Genomic DNA, 17,584 nt, shown 5'->3' on the forward strand with positions numbered 1-17,584 from the left:
TTTGATCTTCGCTTCATTGCCATCCAATAAAAAATGCCCACATCGATTGATGTGGGCATTTTTTGTAACCGGCATTACCGATTATTGATCATCAAAATACCGCTCGTGCCAATCCACGATCGGTTGCGGCAAGTTGAGCTTCTCACCATAGATCACCGAATACGACAGCACGTTTTGCACGTACTGACGGGTTTCGTCGAACGGGATGCTTTCCACCCACACGTCGAAACTCAAGTGATCGGCCCCGCGCAGCCATTGGCGCACGCGGCCCGGGCCGGCGTTGTAGGCGGCGGAGGCGAGGACGCGGTTGCCGTTGAACTGGCTGTGCACCTGGCTCAGGTACGCGGCGCCGAGCTGGATGTTCTTGTCCGGGTTGAACAGCTGCTGTGGCGAGCTGTAGGGAATGCTGAACTTGCGGGCGGTTTCCTTGGCGGTGGCGGGCATCAGTTGCATCAGGCCCGAGGCGCCGACCCCGGAGCGGGCATCTTCCATGAAGGCGCTTTCCTGGCGAGTGATGGCGAACGCCCAGCTCGGATGCAGGCCGCGACTCTTCGCTTCACGCACCAGTGTGTTGCGGTGGGCCATCGGGAAACGGATATCCAGATCGTCCCAGTATTGCGCCTGGCTGATGGTGCGAATGGCCGGGAAATACCATTTCAGGTCGTAAGCCAGTTTCGCCTGGGCAACCATCTCGTCACGGCTGAAGTGGCGGCTGACGTGGTACCACTCGCGGCGACCGTCGACGACTTGCCCGCGAGCGTGGAACTCCAGGGCGCGACGTATACCGGGGGTATTACGCACTTTGTTGATCAGTGCCTGGCTCATCACCAGCGGTTTGTTGTTCAGCGAGTACGGGGACTGCGAGCGATCCGCAGCGAGGAAGCCATAGAAGTCACGCTCGCGAGCCACGGCCCGATAGAGGGTCTGGGCTTCCGGGTTCTGCGGTTGCGCCAGTTCCAGGCTGCGGGCCTGCCAGTAGCGCCAGCGATTGGTAGTGGCCAGTTCTTGTGGCACGCGGCGGGTCAATTGATAGGCATCGTCCCAATGCGCCAGGCGCAGAAGCAGACGCAAGCGCCATTCGGACACGGTGTTGTCGCGCAGTTCCGGGTCGTACTTGGTCATGACGTTCAGGGCGCGACCGTCGAAACGTTTGGCGAGGGTCAACCCTATTTCACGGGCGATCGCGACTTTTTCATCCCGAGAGAAATGCATGCTGCTGGCGTACCCGTCGAGCAGGTTCATCGCCTTGTCCGGGTCCTGACGGGCCAGGCGACGCAGGCCGAGGCTGACCACGTCGGCCATGGCTTCATCGGCTGGCGTGAATCGCGATGGTTGGTTGAGCAGTTCCGGTTTCTGCGCCACGTCGATCAGCAAGCGACCGCGTGGGGTGAGGGTGGAGAGGCCGTTGACCAGGCTGTTGGCCAGCGGATAGTTGCGCGCCTGGGCGGCAAGCTTGACGCGTTCCCAGCGTTTTTGCTCGGTCAGTTGCCCCTCGGCGGCCCACATGCTGAACAGCGAGTCACAGGCTTCCGGCTGGGATTTGCCCGTCAGCCAGAGCTTGTTGGCGTTGGCGTAACCTTCGGATTTGAGATTGTGGCTGATCTGGTATTGCGCATTCAGGCAATCCAGTTCGGTGAAATTCATTTTCGGATCGTAGTACTTGACGAAGGTCGCCCAGTCGCCGCGGTCGGCCAGCCAGCGTAACCAGCGCAGTTTCATCCAGTTCGCTTGTGGCAGGTCGCCATGCTCGGCAAGGAACTTCTCGATTTCGGCGTTGCTTGCGGTTTTCAGGCGTGCGGTCAGTTCGTCGTAGGCCAGATAGGGTTCCAGCGGATAATCGGCGAGCGCCTGGCTGTACCGGAAGTACGGCCCGGTATCACCCTTGGCCAAGGCGCGCTTGGCTTCATCGTAATACTGGCGTTGGGTGGACAGGTCCACCGCCTGGGCGGATTGAATCGCAGTGGCTGTGAGTAAAAAACAGGACAATAGATTGAAAAGGCGACTGCGCATGAGACGTCCAGGCAGAGAAAACATGACAAGTGCGGGTCGGGCCCGCACTGAATTATCTGTAGCTTAGCCTTTTGCCAGCAGCCGGCGAAAGCTTTGCGGGTCTGTCTGCATCAGTTCGCAACATTTGTCATTCAGAGTGCTACGAGAGTGAAATAGCCGGCCTTCTGAAGCCTCAAGTCAGGTAGAATGCGCGCCCGGTTTTTGGAGAAGCTCATGACCCTGCTCAAATTCAGCGATGTGTCCCTTGCTTTCGGCGCTATGCCGTTGTTGGACAAGGTGTCCTGGCAGATCGCCCGTGGAGAGCGGGTGTGCATCATCGGCCGCAACGGCACTGGCAAGTCCAGCATGATGAAGCTCGTCAAGGGCGACCAGAAGCCGGATGACGGCTCCGTTTGGCGTGCACCCGGCCTCAAGATTGGCGAATTGCCGCAAGAATTGCCGGTGGCCGACGAGCGGACAGTGTTCGACGTGGTGGCCGAAGGCCTGGACGGCGTCGGCGCGCTGCTCGCCGAGTATCACCACCTGAGCCAGAACATCGTCACCGATGCCGATCTGGACAAGTTGATGCACGTCCAGCACGACCTCGAATCCCGTGATGGCTGGCGCTTGCAAACGCTGGTCGACAGCACGTTGAGCCGCCTGCAACTGCCGGCCGACAAGACTCTCGCCGAATTGTCCGGCGGCTGGCGTCGCCGCGTCCTGCTGGCTCAGGCCCTGGTTTCCGAGCCGGACCTGCTGCTGCTCGACGAGCCGACCAACCACCTGGACATCGGTGCCATCGCCTGGCTCGAAGAAGCGCTGAAGGATTTCCAGGGCGCCGTGCTGTTCATCACGCACGACCGTTCGTTCCTGCAAAACCTCGCGACCCGCATCCTCGAACTGGATCGCGGCGGCCTGATCGACTGGAACGGCGACTACGCCAGTTTCCTCGTGCATAAAGAAGCTGAACTTGCTGCTGAAGCCACGGCCAACGCGCTGTTCGACAAGCGTCTGGCCCAGGAAGAAGTGTGGATTCGCCAGGGCATCAAGGCCCGCCGTACCCGTAACGAAGGTCGTGTCCGTGCCCTGAAAGCCCTGCGTGTCGAACGCAGCGAGCGTCGTGAGCGCACCGGCAAGGCCAACATCCAGCTGGATACCGCTGACAAGTCCGGCAAGCAGGTGATGGTGCTCGAGAACGTGAGCTTCGCTCACCCGGGCGGCCCGTTCCTGATCAAGGATTTCTCGATGGTGTTGCAGCGCGGCGACCGCATCGGTCTGCTGGGCGCCAACGGTACCGGCAAGACCACGTTGCTGAAGCTGATGCTCAGCGGCCTGCAACCGACCAGCGGCAAGGTGGAAGAGGGCACCAGGATCGACGTTGCCTACTTCGACCAGTTGCGCCATCAGCTGGACCTGGAAAAGACCGTGATCGACAACGTCGCCGAAGGTCGCGACTTCATCGACATCGACGGCCAGAGCCGTCACGTGCTGAGCTACCTCGGCGACTTCCTGTTCAGCCCGCAGCGTGCCCGCACGCCGGTCAAGGCGCTGTCCGGTGGTGAGCGTGCCCGTCTGTTGCTGGCCAAGCTGTTCAGCAAGCCGGCGAACCTGCTGGTCCTCGACGAACCGACCAACGACCTCGACGTCGAAACCCTGGAATTGCTCGAAGAGGTCTTGCTGACCTTCAACGGCACCGTACTGATGGTCAGCCACGACCGGGCATTCCTCGACAACGTGGTCACCAGCACGCTGGTCTTCGAAGGTGAAGGCAAGGTTCGCGAATACGTCGGTGGCTATCAGGACTGGCTGCGTCAGGGCGGTTCGCCGCGTCTGCTGGGCGTGACCGAGAGCAAGTCCGGCAAGGCCGACTTGAACTCTGCGGTAGTGAAGGCAGAGCCTGCGCCGGAAGCCGTCGAAGCACCGGTTGCAAAGAAAAAGCTCAGCTACAAGTTGCAGCGTGAGCTGGAAGCATTGCCGGGCGAGATCGAAGCGATGGAGCAACAGATCGCTGCGGTCGAAGCGCAAATGGCGGATGCGGGTTTCTACCTGCGCCCTGCGGCCGAAACCGCGGCAGTGATTGCTCAGTTGGCGCAGTTGCAGGCTGAGCTCGAGGTAATGGTCGAGCGTTGGGCCGAGCTGGATGCCTGATTGATTCGGTAACAAAAAAAAGCCCGGCGCTCAGTGATGAGGGCCGGGCTTTTCATTGGCAACACAACCTACTGTAGGGGCCGGCTTGCTGGCGATAGGCGATGACTCGGTTCACATGCTGAACCGCGGCGCCTATATCGCCAGCAAGCCGGCTCCTACAGGATCGATTGTCAGGATTTGTTTTGCAGGCGTACCGCCAGCACATCGCAAGGCGCGCCATGCAGCACGTCATTGGCCGTTGAGCCCAGCAGAAGTGCAAGGCCGTGGCGACCATGGCTGCCCACCACGATCAGGTCGCAGGTCTGTTCCTTGGCCAGATGGTGAATCTCCTGGCGCGGCTGGCCGTAGGTCAGGTGGCTGTACTCCCTGGACAGCTCCGGGTACTTCAGGATTAACCGGTCAAGGCGCTCCTTGGCCTGATCGAACTGTTGTTGTTGCAGTTGCGACAGATCCATCGGCACGTCGCCACCAAAGGCCATGGCCATGGGCTCGACAATGTGCACCAGCGACAACGTTGCACCGTTGCTCACCGACAGTTCGCGAGCGCGGTGAATCACAGGGTCGCACTCTTCGGTCAGATCTACAGCGACCAGAATATGGTTGTAGGGCATGAGGTGCTCCTCCTGAGGATTGCAATATGGGTAAGTATGGCTGGTTTCAAGCGCATTGGATTCAAAGTGACTGAATGCGCTCATCAAGAATCGGGAGTACAGATATGACGGTCTGGATAGTGGTGTCAATCCTGTTGGTGGTGCTAAGTCCGCTGGCATGGTTGCGTCCGTCGCGGGTACAGAGCGGGCGTATCGCCCTGCGCATGGAGGCCAGGCGCATTGGTCTGGCCATGCAATTGGCGCCCCAGGACTGGCCGCACTGGCTCAGTCAGGAGCCGCCGAGCCCTTGCGCCCAGTACCATCGGCCGCGTCGTGGCCGTCAGCCAGCTTGCTGGATCTACTGGCAAAAATCACCGGGTGTGTGGGTCAATCAGTGGCAGGAAGTCTGTGAAGATCAGGCGCTGCTCAATCATTTCGAAAAATTGCCAGGCAATGTCTACAAAGTCGAGGCGGACAAACAAATGATTGCCCTGTATTGGGGCGAGAAGGGCGAAGCCGAGGTTTTGCAACAAATCGACGCCACCCTAAAAGCACTAGCCTGACACCGCGCACCTGTAGGAGCAGCCTGCGGCAGCTCCTGCAGGGGTAAGCAGTAAAAAATCATCAGGCAATAAAAAGCCCGACAAAATCATCGGGCTGGATTGGCCAGGCAGGCCGGTAAAACGGTGTGGGCTGATCTTGCGCTGGGCATTCGCCAACAGCGTTCACATTTTTCCTTTGGTTCCCCAGCATAGCTTGTTAAACACAGGCTGCAGGGAATTAGGGCGACTTTTCTAATGATTGATCCTATGAATGATTTCGCATGCTCATGCGTGTTTAAGGTCTTCGCAGTACGGAAATGACTGGAAAGTCGTGTTTCGTCCCGTGTTTTGGGCGATTGACAATTGTCGGAAATTCCGTGAAGGTGACGTACCCAAATCAAACGGGCGTATGAATTGAGCGTTTGTATTTCAGACCGCTCCTACAGAATCCCGACTATCGCGTTGGCGGGTGTGTCGGGTAAATGGGCGTAGCATCGACGTTTAACGTCCCTGCCAAGCCGTTTACCTATGTCCGACGTGTACTGTTCAGCTTCCATATCGTGGAGATCAGTTGATGATTTACGAAGGTAAAGCCATCACGGTTAAGGCTCTTGAAAGTGGCATTGTCGAACTGAAGTTCGACCTCAAGGGTGAGTCCGTCAACAAGTTCAACCGTCTAACCCTGAACGAACTGCGTCAGGCCGTGGACACCATCAAGGCAGATGCTTCGATCAAGGGCGTGATCGTCAGCAGTGGCAAGGACGTGTTCATCGTCGGCGCCGACATCACCGAATTTGTCGACAACTTCAAGCTGCCGGATGCAGAGCTTGTTGCTGGCAACCTCGAAGCCAACAAGATTTTCAGCGATTTCGAAGACCTCAACGTTCCGACCGTGGCTGCCATCAATGGCATCGCGTTGGGTGGCGGTCTGGAAATGTGCCTGGCCGCGGATTACCGCGTCATGTCCACCCTGGCCAAGATCGGTCTGCCGGAAGTCAAGCTGGGCATCTACCCGGGCTTCGGCGGTACCGTGCGTCTGCCGCGCCTGATCGGTGCCGACAATGCCATCGAATGGATTGCCGCCGGCAAGGAAAACCGTGCTGAAGACGCGCTGAAAGTCGGCGCTGTCGATGCGGTCGTGGCGCCTGAGAAGCTGCAAGAAGCTGCACTGGAACTGGTCAAGCGCGCCATCTCCGGCGAGTTCGACTACAAGGCCAAGCGTCAGCCTAAGCTGGAAAAGCTGAAGCTGAACGCCATCGAACAAATGATGGCTTTCGAAACTGCCAAAGGTTTCGTCGCTGGTCAGGCCGGCCCGAACTACCCGGCGCCGGTTGAAGCGATCAAGACCATCCAGAAAGCCGCGAACTTCGGTCGCGACAAGGCACTGGAAATCGAAGCTGCCGGTTTCGTGAAACTGGCCAAGACCTCTGCCGCGCAGAGCCTGGTCGGTCTGTTCCTGAACGATCAGGAGCTGAAGAAAAAGGCCAAGGCCTACGACGAAATCGCCAAGGACGTGAAGCAGGCTGCCGTATTGGGCGCGGGCATCATGGGTGGCGGTATCGCCTATCAGTCGGCTTCCAAAGGCACGCCGATCCTGATGAAGGACATCAACGAGCACGGTATCGAGCAGGGTCTGGCCGAAGCCGCCAAACTGCTGGTTGGCCGCGTTGAAAAGGGCCGCATGACGGCTGCGAAAATGGCAGAAGTGCTCAACGGCATTCGTCCTACCTTGTCCTACGGCGATTTCGGTCACGTGGACCTGGTGGTTGAAGCGGTCGTCGAGAACCCTAAGGTCAAGCAAGCTGTGCTGGCCGAAGTCGAAGACAAGGTCAAAGAGGACACCATCCTCGCGTCCAACACCTCGACCATTTCCATCACCTTGCTGGCCAAGGCTCTCAAACGTCCGGAAAACTTCGTCGGCATGCACTTCTTCAACCCGGTGCACATGATGCCGCTGGTTGAAGTGATCCGTGGCGAGAAGTCCAGCGAACTGGCGGTTGCCACCACCGTTGCCTACGCCAAGAAAATGGGCAAGAACCCGATCGTCGTCAACGACTGCCCGGGCTTCCTGGTCAACCGCGTTCTGTTCCCGTACTTCGGCGGTTTCGCCAAGCTGGTCAGCGCCGGTGTGGACTTCGTCCGCATCGACAAGATCATGGAAAAATTCGGCTGGCCGATGGGCCCGGCGTACCTGATGGACGTGGTCGGCATCGACACCGGCCACCACGGTCGTGACGTAATGGCTGAAGGCTTCCCGGATCGCATGAAGGACGACCGTCGCTCGGCCGTTGACGTGCTCTACGAAGCCAAGCGCCTGGGCCAGAAGAACGGCAAGGGCTTCTACGCCTACGAGACCGACAAGCGCGGCAAGCAGAAGAAAGTCGCCGATCCTTCGGTGCTGGAAGTGCTCAAGCCGATCGTTTACGAGCAGCGCGAAGTCACCGACGAAGACATCATCAACTGGATGATGATCCCGCTGTGCCTGGAAACCGTGCGTTGCCTGGAAGACGGCATTGTCGAAACCGCTGCCGAAGCCGACATGGGTCTGGTCTACGGTATTGGTTTCCCTCCATTCCGTGGCGGTGCGCTGCGCTACATCGACTCGCTCGGTGTTGCAGAGTTCGTTGCCCTGGCTGACCAGTACGCTGATTTGGGCGCGCTGTACCACCCGACCGCGAAGCTGCGCGAAATGGCCAAAAACGGCCAGAGCTTCTTCGGTTAAGCGCCCCCAACTAGAGTGAGAGTGAACTTATGAGCTTGAATCCTAGAGACGTCGTGATTGTCGACTTCGGTCGTACTCCGATGGGCCGCTCCAAGGGCGGCATGCACCGCAACACCCGCGCCGAAGACATGTCGGCGCACCTGATCAGCAAATTGCTGGAACGCAACGTCAAGGTTGACCCGAGCGAAGTCGAAGACGTGATCTGGGGCTGCGTTAACCAGACCCTGGAGCAGGGCTGGAACATCGCGCGCATGGCGTCGCTGATGACCCAGATCCCGCACACCTCGGCCGGCCAGACCGTCAGCCGTCTGTGTGGCTCGTCCATGAGCGCACTGCACACCGCTGCGCAAGCGATCATGACCGGCAACGGTGACGTGTTCGTTGTCGGCGGCGTCGAGCACATGGGCCACGTGAGCATGATGCACGGTGTCGATCCGAACCCGCACATGTCCCTGTACGCGGCGAAAGCCTCGGGCATGATGGGCCTGACCGCTGAAATGCTGGGCAAAATGCACGGCATCACTCGCGAACAACAGGACGCTTTCGGCGTGCGCTCCCACCAACTCGCCCACAAGGCGACCCTGGAAGGCAAGTTCAAAGACGAAATCATCCCGATGCAGGGCTACGACGAGAACGGTTTCCTGAAAACCTTCGACTACGACGAAACCATTCGTCCGGAAACCACCCTGGAAAGCCTGGCGGCTCTGAAGCCGGCATTCAATCCAAAGGGCGGCACCGTGACAGCGGGTACTTCGTCGCAGATCACCGATGGTGCTTCGTGCATGATCGTGATGTCGGCGCAGCGTGCACAAGACCTGGGCATTCAGCCTTTGGCGGTGATTCGTTCGATGGCAGTGGCAGGTGTGGATCCGGCGATCATGGGCTATGGTCCAGTACCGGCCACACAAAAAGCACTGAAGCGCGCGGGTCTCGGCATCTCCGACATCGACTTCTTTGAGCTTAACGAAGCTTTCGCCGCACAGGCCCTGCCAGTGCTGAAAGATCTGAAAGTGCTCGACAAGATGAACGAGAAGGTTAACCTGCACGGCGGCGCGATCGCCCTGGGCCACCCGTTCGGTTGCTCCGGTGCGCGTATCTCCGGCACTTTGCTCAATGTGATGAAGCAAAATGGCGGCACCTTCGGGGTAGCCACCATGTGCATTGGTCTCGGCCAAGGCATCTCCACCGTCTTCGAACGCGTTTAATCGTTTCGTTGATGGAAGCCGGGGCCAAGTGCCCCGGTTTTTTGTTTTTCCGGATTTATTTTTGTTTTTTTTTTGAAAAAATTTGAGTGAGGGCCAAACCATGCCGATACAACCTGGGCTCTACCAACATTACAAAGGTCCGCAGTACCGCGTTTTCAGCATTGCGCGGCATTCGGAAACCGAAGAAGAAGTGGTCTTCTACCAAGCCCTGTATGGCGATTACGGCTTTTGGGTGCGTCCCTTGAGCATGTTCCTGGAGTCTGTCGAAGTTGACGGCGAACAGGTGCCACGCTTTGCGTTGGTGCAGGCCGAAGAAAGCCTTTTTAACAAGCCATAAGCTGAGTGCGCGCAAAACCCTGCGCTTGACCTCACCTTGTTGCCACTATATATAGCGGTGCCGCGTCAGGCGCCAATCGCCTTTCACTTCTCGAATTCAGGAATTTTCTGATCCATGGGCAAATCGCTGGTCATTGTGGAATCCCCGGCTAAGGCCAAGACCATCAACAAGTATTTGGGTAACGAATACGTGGTGAAGTCGAGTATCGGCCATATCCGAGACCTGCCCACCAGCGGTTCGGCTAGCGCCAGCAAAGAGCCAGCCGCCAAGCGCGGCAAGGCTGCCGCGGGCGAAGGTCCGGTGCTCTCGCCGAAAGAGAAAGCGCGCAAGCAGCTGGTCGCTCGCATGGGTGTCGATCCGGATCATGGCTGGAAAGCCAAGTACGAGATCCTCCCAGGCAAGGAAAAAGTCATCGAAGAGCTGCGCCGGCTCGCCAAAGATGCTGACACCATCTATCTCGCAACCGACTTGGATCGCGAGGGGGAAGCCATTGCCTGGCACCTGCGCGAAGCCATCGGTGGTGATGACACTCGCTACAAGCGCGTGGTGTTCAACGAAATTACCAAGAAGGCGATTCAAGAAGCCTTCTCGAAACCAGGCGAGCTGGACATCGATCGTGTCAACGCCCAGCAGGCGCGTCGTTTTCTCGACCGCGTAGTGGGTTACATGGTTTCGCCGCTGCTGTGGGCCAAGATCGCTCGTGGTCTGTCCGCCGGTCGTGTGCAATCGGTTGCCGTGAAGCTGGTGGTCGAGCGTGAGCGTGAAATTCGCGCGTTCATCCCGGAAGAGTACTGGGAAGTCCACGCCGACCTCGGTACCGCCAAAGGCGCGACCGTGCGTTTCGATGTGGCTCGCGAAAAGGGCGAAGCCTTCAAGCCGCTCAACGAAACCCAGGCCATGGCTGCGCTGGAGAAGCTCAAGGCTTCCAGCTACAGCATCGTCAAGCGTGAAGACAAACCGACCAGCAGCAAGCCGTCGGCACCGTTCATCACATCCACCCTGCAGCAGGCCGCGAGTAACCGCCTGGGCTTCGGTGTGAAGAAAACCATGATGATGGCCCAGCGTTTGTACGAAGCGGGCTACATCACGTATATGCGTACCGACTCCACCAACCTCTCGGTCGATGCCGTAACGATGGCGCGTACGTATATTGAAGGCGAATTCGGCAAGAAGTACCTGCCGGAAAACCCGAACGTCTACAGCAGCAAGGAAGGCGCACAGGAGGCTCACGAAGCGATTCGTCCTTCTGATGCCAACACCGAGCCAAGCAAACTGTCGGGCATGGAGCGTGACGCTGAGCGTCTCTACGAGCTGATCTGGCGCCAGTTCCTCGCTTGCCAGATGCTGCCGGCGCAATACCTGTCGACCACGGTCACTGTCGGTGCTGGCGACTTCGAGCTGCGTGCCAAGGGCCGCATCCTCAAGTTCGACGGTTACACCCGTGTCATGCCGCAAATCGCCAAGCCGGGCGATGACGATGTACTGCCGGACATGGCCCAGGGCGACGCGATGAAGCTGATCAAGCTTGATCCGACCCAGCACTTCACCAAGCCGCCGGCGCGCTACTCGGAAGCCAGCCTGGTAAAAGAAATGGAAAAACGCGGCATCGGTCGTCCTTCGACCTACGCGGCAATCATTTCGACCATCCAGGACCGTGGCTACGTTGCGCTGCATAACCGTCGTTTCTACTCGGAAAAGATGGGCGACATCGTCACCGAGCGTCTGTCAGAGAGCTTCTCCAACCTGATGGACTACGGCTTTACCGCCGGCATGGAAGAACACCTCGATGACGTGGCCCAGGGCGAGCGCGACTGGAAAAACGTGCTGGACGAGTTCTACGGCGACTTCAAGAAGAAACTCGAAGTGGCTGAAAACCCGGAAAACGGCATGCGTGCCAACCAGCCGGTCATGACCGACATTCCGTGCACCACGTGCGGTCGTCCGATGCAGATTCGTACCGCATCGACCGGCGTGTTCCTCGGTTGCTCCGGTTACAGCCTGCCACCGAAAGAGCGCTGCAAGGCCACCGTGAACCTGGTGCCGGGCGATGAAATCGCTGCGGACGACGAGGGTGAGTCGGAGTCGTTGGTGCTGCGTGGCAAGCATCGCTGCCCGATCTGCGCCACGGCGATGGACGCCTACCTGCTCGACGAAAAGCGCAAATTGCACATCTGCGGTAATAACCCGGATTGCGATGGCTACGAAATCGAAGAGGGCACCTATCGCATCAAGGGCTATGAAGGTCCGAGCCTTGAGTGCGACAAGTGCGGTAGCGAGATGCAGCTCAAGACCGGCCGTTTCGGCAAGTTCTTCGGTTGCACCAATGCCACCTGCAAGAACACCCGCAAACTCTTGAAGAGTGGTGATGCGGCGCCGCCGAAGATGGATCCGGTGAAGATGCCTGAGCTGAAATGCGAAAAGGTCAACGACACCTACATCCTGCGCGACGGTGCTTCGGGTCTGTTCCTGGCGGCCAGCCAGTTCCCGAAAAACCGCGAAACCCGTGCTCCGCTGGTGCTGGAAATCGTCCCGCACAAGGATGAGATCGATCCGAAGTACCATTTCCTCTGCGAAGCGCCGAAGAAAGATCCTGATGGTCTGCCAGCGGTCATCCGTTACAGCCGCAAGACCAAGGAGCAATACGTGCAGACCGAAGTCGACGGTAAGCCGACTGGCTGGAAAGCGTTCTACGACGGTGGTAAGTGGAAAGTCGAAGACAAGCGCCCAGCCGCGAAGGCGTAAAGCGTCGCGGTACTGAAAAGGCCGCATGACAACCCTCGGGTTTTCATGCGGCCTTTTTGTTTTGTGCTTGCGGTCGGATCGGCTGATCCACGACACTGTCCCACCTGCGTGAAGCCATTATTTCGTTGTGGAGGCTGCCGTCATGGCCCATGAACTCTATACCCGTACCAATCAGAAGATTTATTTCGCCGGTCTTTCGCTGGAAGCGCTCGCGAAAGCCGAAGAGGGGCGGGCAATGAACTCCCTGGCGTTGATTCAGGCTGGGCGCGAATCGGCGCTGTTTCACCTCTACGGTGCACTGCTGGGGTTGTGTCACGAGATTGCCGGATTCTATCGTTTGCCCCAGGCCAACGCGCCTCGTGCGGAGTTGTTGCTGACTCGGGAAGTCCTGGAAGCCATCGCCATTCCGGAAATGGCCGAGATGGTCGAGTTGGCCAATAACCCCGAAACCTGGCTAGCCAAACTGCTGGCCGCCCATGCCGCACTCTTCCAGCCGCCACGTGCGCCGCGCAAACCTAAAGGCGATGTGACGCAGCCGTTGATCCTGGCTGTGAACCTCGACGAAGAAGAGGTTGATCAAGAGTTGAGTCGTGAGGAGTTGGAGAGCTGGCGTCAGAATCTGAAGGGGTTGGCGATCCGTTTTCGCGAAGGTCTGAACGAGTGCTGACGGAAACAGTTCCGGGGTGGCAGTTGGTCAAGATCCCAAGCGAAGCCTGAGCGATGCCTATATAATCCCCGCCTTTCGTGGAGAACACACCTATATGCCAACGTCCTTTCTAGAAATTGTCGAGTTACCAGACGGCCGAATCGAGCTGCGCAGGGCCGAGGACGAGGGTTCTCTGGTTACTTTGGATTTCTCCGAGGACGCCAAAGCGTTTCTGCAAGGGCAGCACGTAGAAGTCGCCAAGGCCATGTTGAGCGTGGGTGTTCAGATGGCAGGTCGCCTGGTTGAAGGCGAATTCGACAAGGAAGAGGGCTCGCGGGTTCTTCATTGATGCCCGTCCGTCGTTTTTTCTGATATCGCTACACATCGGCTTCTCTGCCCTTGGAGAAGCCTCGCGTTGTTAAAGGCGCGCTCTGGTTTGTCCGTTAACCCAGTCGAATATTCAGACTTTGCGCATCGCCAGTTCGGGCGGCGCCAATCAGCTGCTGCCGTGAACTGGCACTCAGCGGATTGAGCCAGCTGACAACCGTGTGACTACGCCCCAGACGCAATGCCTCGCAGGTCAGTTGCTGTGCACTCTGGCTGCCGCGTGGCTGCAGCAAAAGAATGCGTTCGCGGTTTAGGCCTGCATCTCGCAACCAGGCCTGAGTCAGGCTGGCTGGTGGTGCGATCAGTGTCAGCCAGCGTGCGTCCTGGTCCTGGCTCAGCTCCCTGAGAATCGGTGCGAGCAGGTTCAGGCAATTCCCGGTTGCACCACGCAGTGACAGCTCGCTGAAAACCTCCGGTTCGACGCTCCAGGGCGACTCGACCACATCTTTGAGGATCGGCGCCAATGGCTGCGCCATGAAGGCCTCGAACAGTGGCAGTTGGGCTTGCTGTGGTGGTGTCTGTGGGAACTGCATGGAGCCTCCGTTAGCGGCGAATAACGCCGACGCTCAAGCCTTCGATCACCAGTTCCTGATCTTGAAGGTTCACTTCGATAGGGGCGAACTCGGGGTTTTCGGCAATCAGCCAGACTTTGCTACCGTCACGCTTGAAGCGTTTGACGGTCACTTCATCGCCGATCCGTGCGACCACGATCTGGCCGTTTCGGGCTTCACGGGTGGTGTGGACCGCCAGCAGGTCGCCATCGAAAATGCCGACATCCTTCATGCTCATGCCATGGACGCGCAGCAGGTAATCAGCGCGTGGATGGAAGAAGGCAGGATTGATGTTGCAGGACTCTTCGATGTGTTGTTGCGCCAGAATCGGGGCGCCCGCTGCGACTCGGCCAATGATGGGCAGGGTGGAGTCGTCGGCTTTGGCTTCGAAGCCAGGGATGCGAATGCCGCGGGACGCGCCGGGCGTCATCTCGATCGCGCCTTTGCGGGCGAGCGCCTTGAGGTGTTCTTCAGCCGCGTTGGGCGACTTGAAGCCCAGTTCCTGAGCGATTTCCGCGCGGGTCGGCGGATAACCGTTGTCTTCCAGGCATCGTTTAATGAAGGCCAGAATCTCTGCTTGGCGTGGCGTCAGCTTTAGCATATTGATCGCTCTGTCTTTTTATACAGTGACTGGGATTATATACAGTGAAACGTTCTTGGCAATGCCCGATTTTTTGCTGACCGCCGGACGGTCGGGCAACCAGTAGATTAAAGCTGCACAGTTGTGTGGTTAAATGTCTGACCGACCATTCCCGAAACTGACTGCCAAGCTTGACAAGGCACAGGCTGAAACGTATGTTTCAAACAAGTGTTTGTCAGGCGGAGTAGCCATGGCCCAGTCGGAAACCGTTGAACGCATTCTTGATGCAGCCGAGCAGTTGTTCGCGGAAAAAGGTTTCGCTGAAACCTCGTTGCGTTTGATCACCAGCAAGGCCGGTGTCAATCTGGCGGCAGTGAACTATCACTTCGGCTCGAAGAAGGCGTTGATCCAGGCGGTTTTCTCCCGCTTCCTTGGCCCGTTCTGCATCAGTCTCGATAAAGAGCTGGAGCGACGTCAGGCCAAGCCTGAAATCAAGCCGACACTCGAAGAGCTGCTTGAAATCCTCGTCGAGCAGGCGCTGGTGGTTCAGCCGCGCAGTGGCAACGACTTGTCCATCTTCATGCGTTTGCTGGGACTGGCCTTCAGTCAGAGCCAGGGACACTTGCGTCGTTATCTGGAAGACATGTACGGCAAGGTGTTCCGTCGTTACATGATGCTGGTCAACGAAGCCGCCCCGCGTATTCCTCCGATCGAATTGTTCTGGCGCGTGCACTTCATGCTGGGTGCGGCCGCGTTCAGCATGTCCGGTATCAAGGCCTTGCGCGCGATTGCCGAAACCGACTTCGGTGTTAACACATCCATTGAACAAGTCATGCGTCTGATGGTGCCGTTCCTGGCCGCTGGCATGCGCGCCGAATCGGGTGTCACTGACGCAGCCATGGCCACTGCTCAGTTGCGTCCGCGCAGCAAATCGCCCGCGGTTGGCGCCAAGGTTTAACCGCGCACGGGTGGGCGCGGCAGCTGACATCCGTTAAGCTAGCCGCCCATGCCGACTCTCGTTCTGAACCCGCTCCCCATTGCTATCGCCGATCTGCCGGGCACTGCCCTCGGCGGCGATTTGGCGCGGGCCGGGTTTATCGTTTTCAAGGAATCTCTATGACTGCTGGCCTGCAAGGCTCATTGATGGTGGACGTCGCCGGTACCTGGCTGACGGCTGAAGATCGCCAATTGTTGCGCCAGCCCGAAGTGGGTGGCCTGATCATTTTCGCCCGCAATATTGAGCATCCGCGCCAAGTGCGTGAATTGAGTGCGGCGATTCGTGCCGTTCGTCCTGACTTGCTGCTGGCCGTGGATCAAGAGGGCGGGCGGGTTCAGCGCCTGCGACAAGGTTTTGTCCGGTTGCCAGCCATGCGTGCAATTGCCGATAACCCCAATGCCGAGTACCTGGCTGAGCAATGTGGCTGGATCATGGCCACCGAAGTGCTGGCCGTGGGCCTGGACCTCAGCTTCGCCCCGGTGCTGGACCTCGATTATCAGCGCAGTGCCGTCGTTGGCACTCGCTCTTTCGAAGGCAATCCTGAGCGCGCCGCTCAACTGGCCGGTGCATTTATCCGAGGCATGAATGCCGCCGGTATGGCTGCCACCGGAAAACACTTCCCCGGTCACGGCTGGGCCGAGGTAGATTCCCACGTTGCGATCCCGAACGACGAGCGTAGTCTCGATGAAATCCGCGCCAACGACCTGGTGCCATTCGCGAAATTGAGCAAGCAGCTGGCTGCCGTCATGCCGGCTCACGTGATTTATCCGCAAGTCGATTCCCAGCCTGCCGGTTTTTCCCGTCGTTGGTTGCAGGACATCCTGCGTGGCGAGCTGCAATTCGATGGGGTGATTTTCAGCGATGACCTGTCCATGGCCGGCGCCCAGGTGGTCGGCGATGCCGCCAGCCGCATTGAAGCGGCGTTGACTGCCGGCTGTGACATGGGCCTGGTGTGCAACGATCGCGCTGCTGCTGAATTGGCCCTGAGCGCCGCGCAACGCTTGAAGGTCAAGCCTTCTGCACGCATCGCGCGGATGCGCGGCCAGTCGTTCGCCAATATCGAATACCGTCAGGACCCGCGCTGGCTGGCGGCCGTCGGCGCGCTCAAAGAAGCTCAATTGATTGATTAAGGACTGTTCGTTATGACGGTTTACGCGATTATTGGTGGTACCGGCCTGACTCAACTCGAAGGCCTGAGCATTCGTCAGTCATTGGCGGTGGACACGCCTTACGGTGCACCGTCGGCTGATGTGCAGATCGGCGAGTACGCAGGCAAGGAAGTGATGTTCCTGGCACGTCACGGCCATCCGCACCGCTTTCCACCGCATCAGGTGAACTACCGTGCCAACCTCTGGGCGCTGAAACAGGCGGGTGCCGAAGCCATTCTCGCGGTCAACGCCGTGGGTGGGATTCACGCTGCCATGGGCACCGGGCATTTCTGCGTGCCGCATCAGTTGATCGACTACACCAGCGGTCGCCAGCACACCTATTTTGCCGATGACCTGGAACAGGTCACGCACATCGATTTCAGCTATCCGTACAGTGAGCCACTGCGTCAGCAATTGATTGCGGCGCTGGCGGCTGAAGGCGTTGGCTACAGCAGTCATGGCGTCTATGCCTGCACTCAAGGACCGCGCCTGGAGACGGTTGCCGAAATCGCACGTCTGGAGCGTGATGGCTGTGACATCGTCGGCATGACCGGGATGCCGGAAGCGGCGTTGGCTCGTGAACTGGAGCTGGATTACGCCTGTCTGGCGCTGGTGGTGAACCCGGCGGCGGGCAAGTCGACGGCGGTGATCACCATGGCCGAGATCGAACAGGCGCTGCATGACGGCATGGGCAAGGTGAAGTCGACGTTGGCTCGGGTGCTCAAGGGCTGATTTCACTCGATACCGCTTCGCTGGCAAGCCAGCTCCTACAGGTTCAGTAGCGTTCGCAAGTTTTGCACTGGACGCAATCGCTGTAATTGGATGGACTCGCCCACGCCGAGGCGTCAATGCGCCACGGTGGCAGTCTAAGAGGCCAACGGCAGCGAGGGCGAGTCCATGAAAAAGAATACGACGCTTAAACAGTCCCTGTCTTCAACCGATGTGTCGGCCTGTACGACAGTGGCGGTCGATCTTGCCAAGCAGGTCTTTCAGGTCGCAG

15 protein-coding genes are annotated in these 17,584 nt (G+C 58.7%); 11 read left to right on the forward strand and 4 right to left on the reverse strand.

The annotated features are described in order from the left end of the window. Positions 1-81: 81 nt before the first annotated feature. Positions 82-2,010, reverse strand: coding sequence for a transglycosylase SLT domain-containing protein (locus tag CKW19_RS19525; RefSeq protein ID WP_095059428.1), 1,929 nt, complete (start codon positions 2,008-2,010; stop codon positions 82-84). Positions 2,011-2,223: 213 nt separating this feature from the next. Here CKW19_RS19525 and CKW19_RS19530 point away from each other — a divergent pair, with 213 nt between their 5' ends. After that, positions 2,224-4,137: an ATP-binding cassette domain-containing protein gene (locus CKW19_RS19530; RefSeq protein WP_095059429.1), complete on the forward strand. Its 1,914-nt coding sequence runs from the start codon at positions 2,224-2,226 to the stop codon at positions 4,135-4,137. 170 nt (positions 4,138-4,307) lie between these two features. Here CKW19_RS19530 and CKW19_RS19535 read toward each other — a convergent pair whose 3' ends face one another. After that, a complete protein-coding gene (locus CKW19_RS19535) occupies positions 4,308-4,748 on the reverse strand; it encodes a universal stress protein (RefSeq protein WP_095059430.1) in 441 nt (146 codons plus the stop codon). Positions 4,749-4,852: 104 nt separating this feature from the next. Here CKW19_RS19535 and CKW19_RS19540 point away from each other — a divergent pair, with 104 nt between their 5' ends. The 7 genes from CKW19_RS19540 (at position 4,853) to CKW19_RS19570 (ending at position 13,270) form a co-directional block, all read left to right on the forward strand. Next, positions 4,853-5,290, forward strand: coding sequence for a hypothetical protein (locus CKW19_RS19540; RefSeq protein ID WP_095059431.1), 438 nt, complete (start codon positions 4,853-4,855; stop codon positions 5,288-5,290). Positions 5,291-5,843: 553 nt separating this feature from the next. Next, positions 5,844-7,991 carry a fatty acid oxidation complex subunit alpha FadB gene (gene fadB, locus CKW19_RS19545; RefSeq protein WP_095059432.1) on the forward strand — a complete coding sequence of 716 codons (2,148 nt, stop codon included), beginning with the start codon at positions 5,844-5,846 and terminating at the stop codon, positions 7,989-7,991. Positions 7,992-8,020: 29 nt separating this feature from the next. Beyond that, a complete protein-coding gene (gene fadA / locus CKW19_RS19550) occupies positions 8,021-9,196 on the forward strand; it encodes an acetyl-CoA C-acyltransferase FadA (RefSeq protein WP_095059433.1) in 1,176 nt (391 codons plus the stop codon). 100 nt (positions 9,197-9,296) lie between these two features. Beyond that, positions 9,297-9,533: a DUF1653 domain-containing protein gene (locus CKW19_RS19555; RefSeq protein WP_095059434.1), complete on the forward strand. Its 237-nt coding sequence runs from the start codon at positions 9,297-9,299 to the stop codon at positions 9,531-9,533. A 114-nt stretch (positions 9,534-9,647) separates the two neighbouring features. After that, a complete protein-coding gene (gene topA / locus CKW19_RS19560) occupies positions 9,648-12,275 on the forward strand; it encodes a type I DNA topoisomerase (RefSeq protein WP_095059435.1) in 2,628 nt (875 codons plus the stop codon). Between the two features lie 142 nt (positions 12,276-12,417). Continuing rightward, a complete protein-coding gene (locus CKW19_RS19565) occupies positions 12,418-12,942 on the forward strand; it encodes a DUF6586 family protein (RefSeq protein WP_095059436.1) in 525 nt (174 codons plus the stop codon). A 94-nt stretch (positions 12,943-13,036) separates the two neighbouring features. Then, the gene (locus CKW19_RS19570) at positions 13,037-13,270 is read left to right on the forward strand and encodes a hypothetical protein (RefSeq protein WP_046041430.1); all 234 of its coding nucleotides are present in this window, start codon (positions 13,037-13,039) and stop codon (positions 13,268-13,270) included. Positions 13,271-13,364: 94 nt separating this feature from the next. Here CKW19_RS19570 and sulA read toward each other — a convergent pair whose 3' ends face one another. Continuing rightward, entirely contained in the window at positions 13,365-13,841 is a 477-nt protein-coding gene (gene sulA, locus CKW19_RS19575) for an SOS-induced cell division inhibitor SulA (RefSeq protein ID WP_095059437.1), read from the reverse strand. 10 nt (positions 13,842-13,851) lie between these two features. Continuing rightward, positions 13,852-14,460, reverse strand: a complete 609-nt coding sequence (lexA, locus tag CKW19_RS19580) for a transcriptional repressor LexA (RefSeq protein WP_007974043.1) — start codon at positions 14,458-14,460, stop codon at positions 13,852-13,854. Between the two features lie 229 nt (positions 14,461-14,689). On the opposite strand from lexA, the gene CKW19_RS19585 reads away from it, so the two are divergent. The 3 genes from CKW19_RS19585 to CKW19_RS19595 all read left to right on the forward strand — a co-directional run bounded on the left by CKW19_RS19585 (position 14,690) and on the right by CKW19_RS19595 (position 17,316). Then, on the forward strand, positions 14,690-15,397 hold the full coding sequence (locus tag CKW19_RS19585) for a TetR/AcrR family transcriptional regulator (protein ID WP_095059438.1): 708 nt from the start codon (positions 14,690-14,692) through the stop codon (positions 15,395-15,397). 158 nt (positions 15,398-15,555) lie between these two features. Further along, positions 15,556-16,566 carry a beta-N-acetylhexosaminidase gene (gene nagZ, locus CKW19_RS19590; RefSeq protein ID WP_095059439.1) on the forward strand — a complete coding sequence of 337 codons (1,011 nt, stop codon included), beginning with the start codon at positions 15,556-15,558 and terminating at the stop codon, positions 16,564-16,566. Between the two features lie 12 nt (positions 16,567-16,578). Beyond that, positions 16,579-17,316 (forward strand): S-methyl-5'-thioinosine phosphorylase, encoded by a 738-nt coding sequence (locus tag CKW19_RS19595; RefSeq protein WP_095059440.1) that lies wholly within the window; start codon positions 16,579-16,581, stop codon positions 17,314-17,316. The last annotated feature ends 268 nt before the right edge of the window (positions 17,317-17,584 follow it).

The organism is Pseudomonas sp. Irchel s3f7, from assembly GCF_900187615.1.
Lineage (GTDB): Bacteria > Pseudomonadota > Gammaproteobacteria > Pseudomonadales > Pseudomonadaceae > Aquipseudomonas.

Coding starts and splice junctions, on each gene's coding strand:
- CKW19_RS19570 (WP_046041430.1), top strand. CDS start 13,037: ATGCCAACGTCCTTTCTAGAAATTGTCGAGTTACCAGACGGCCGAATC.
- CKW19_RS19540 (WP_095059431.1), top strand. CDS start 4,853: ATGACGGTCTGGATAGTGGTGTCAATCCTGTTGGTGGTGCTAAGTCCG.
- fadB (WP_095059432.1), top strand. CDS start 5,844: ATGATTTACGAAGGTAAAGCCATCACGGTTAAGGCTCTTGAAAGTGGC.
- nagZ (WP_095059439.1), top strand. CDS start 15,556: ATGACTGCTGGCCTGCAAGGCTCATTGATGGTGGACGTCGCCGGTACC.
- CKW19_RS19535 (WP_095059430.1), bottom strand. CDS start 4,748: ATGCCCTACAACCATATTCTGGTCGCTGTAGATCTGACCGAAGAGTGC.
- lexA (WP_007974043.1), bottom strand. CDS start 14,460: ATGCTAAAGCTGACGCCACGCCAAGCAGAGATTCTGGCCTTCATTAAA.
- CKW19_RS19585 (WP_095059438.1), top strand. CDS start 14,690: ATGGCCCAGTCGGAAACCGTTGAACGCATTCTTGATGCAGCCGAGCAG.
- CKW19_RS19555 (WP_095059434.1), top strand. CDS start 9,297: ATGCCGATACAACCTGGGCTCTACCAACATTACAAAGGTCCGCAGTAC.
- CKW19_RS19525 (WP_095059428.1), bottom strand. CDS start 2,010: ATGCGCAGTCGCCTTTTCAATCTATTGTCCTGTTTTTTACTCACAGCC.
- CKW19_RS19565 (WP_095059436.1), top strand. CDS start 12,418: ATGGCCCATGAACTCTATACCCGTACCAATCAGAAGATTTATTTCGCC.
- fadA (WP_095059433.1), top strand. CDS start 8,021: ATGAGCTTGAATCCTAGAGACGTCGTGATTGTCGACTTCGGTCGTACT.
- topA (WP_095059435.1), top strand. CDS start 9,648: ATGGGCAAATCGCTGGTCATTGTGGAATCCCCGGCTAAGGCCAAGACC.
- sulA (WP_095059437.1), bottom strand. CDS start 13,841: ATGCAGTTCCCACAGACACCACCACAGCAAGCCCAACTGCCACTGTTC.
- CKW19_RS19530 (WP_095059429.1), top strand. CDS start 2,224: ATGACCCTGCTCAAATTCAGCGATGTGTCCCTTGCTTTCGGCGCTATG.
- CKW19_RS19595 (WP_095059440.1), top strand. CDS start 16,579: ATGACGGTTTACGCGATTATTGGTGGTACCGGCCTGACTCAACTCGAA.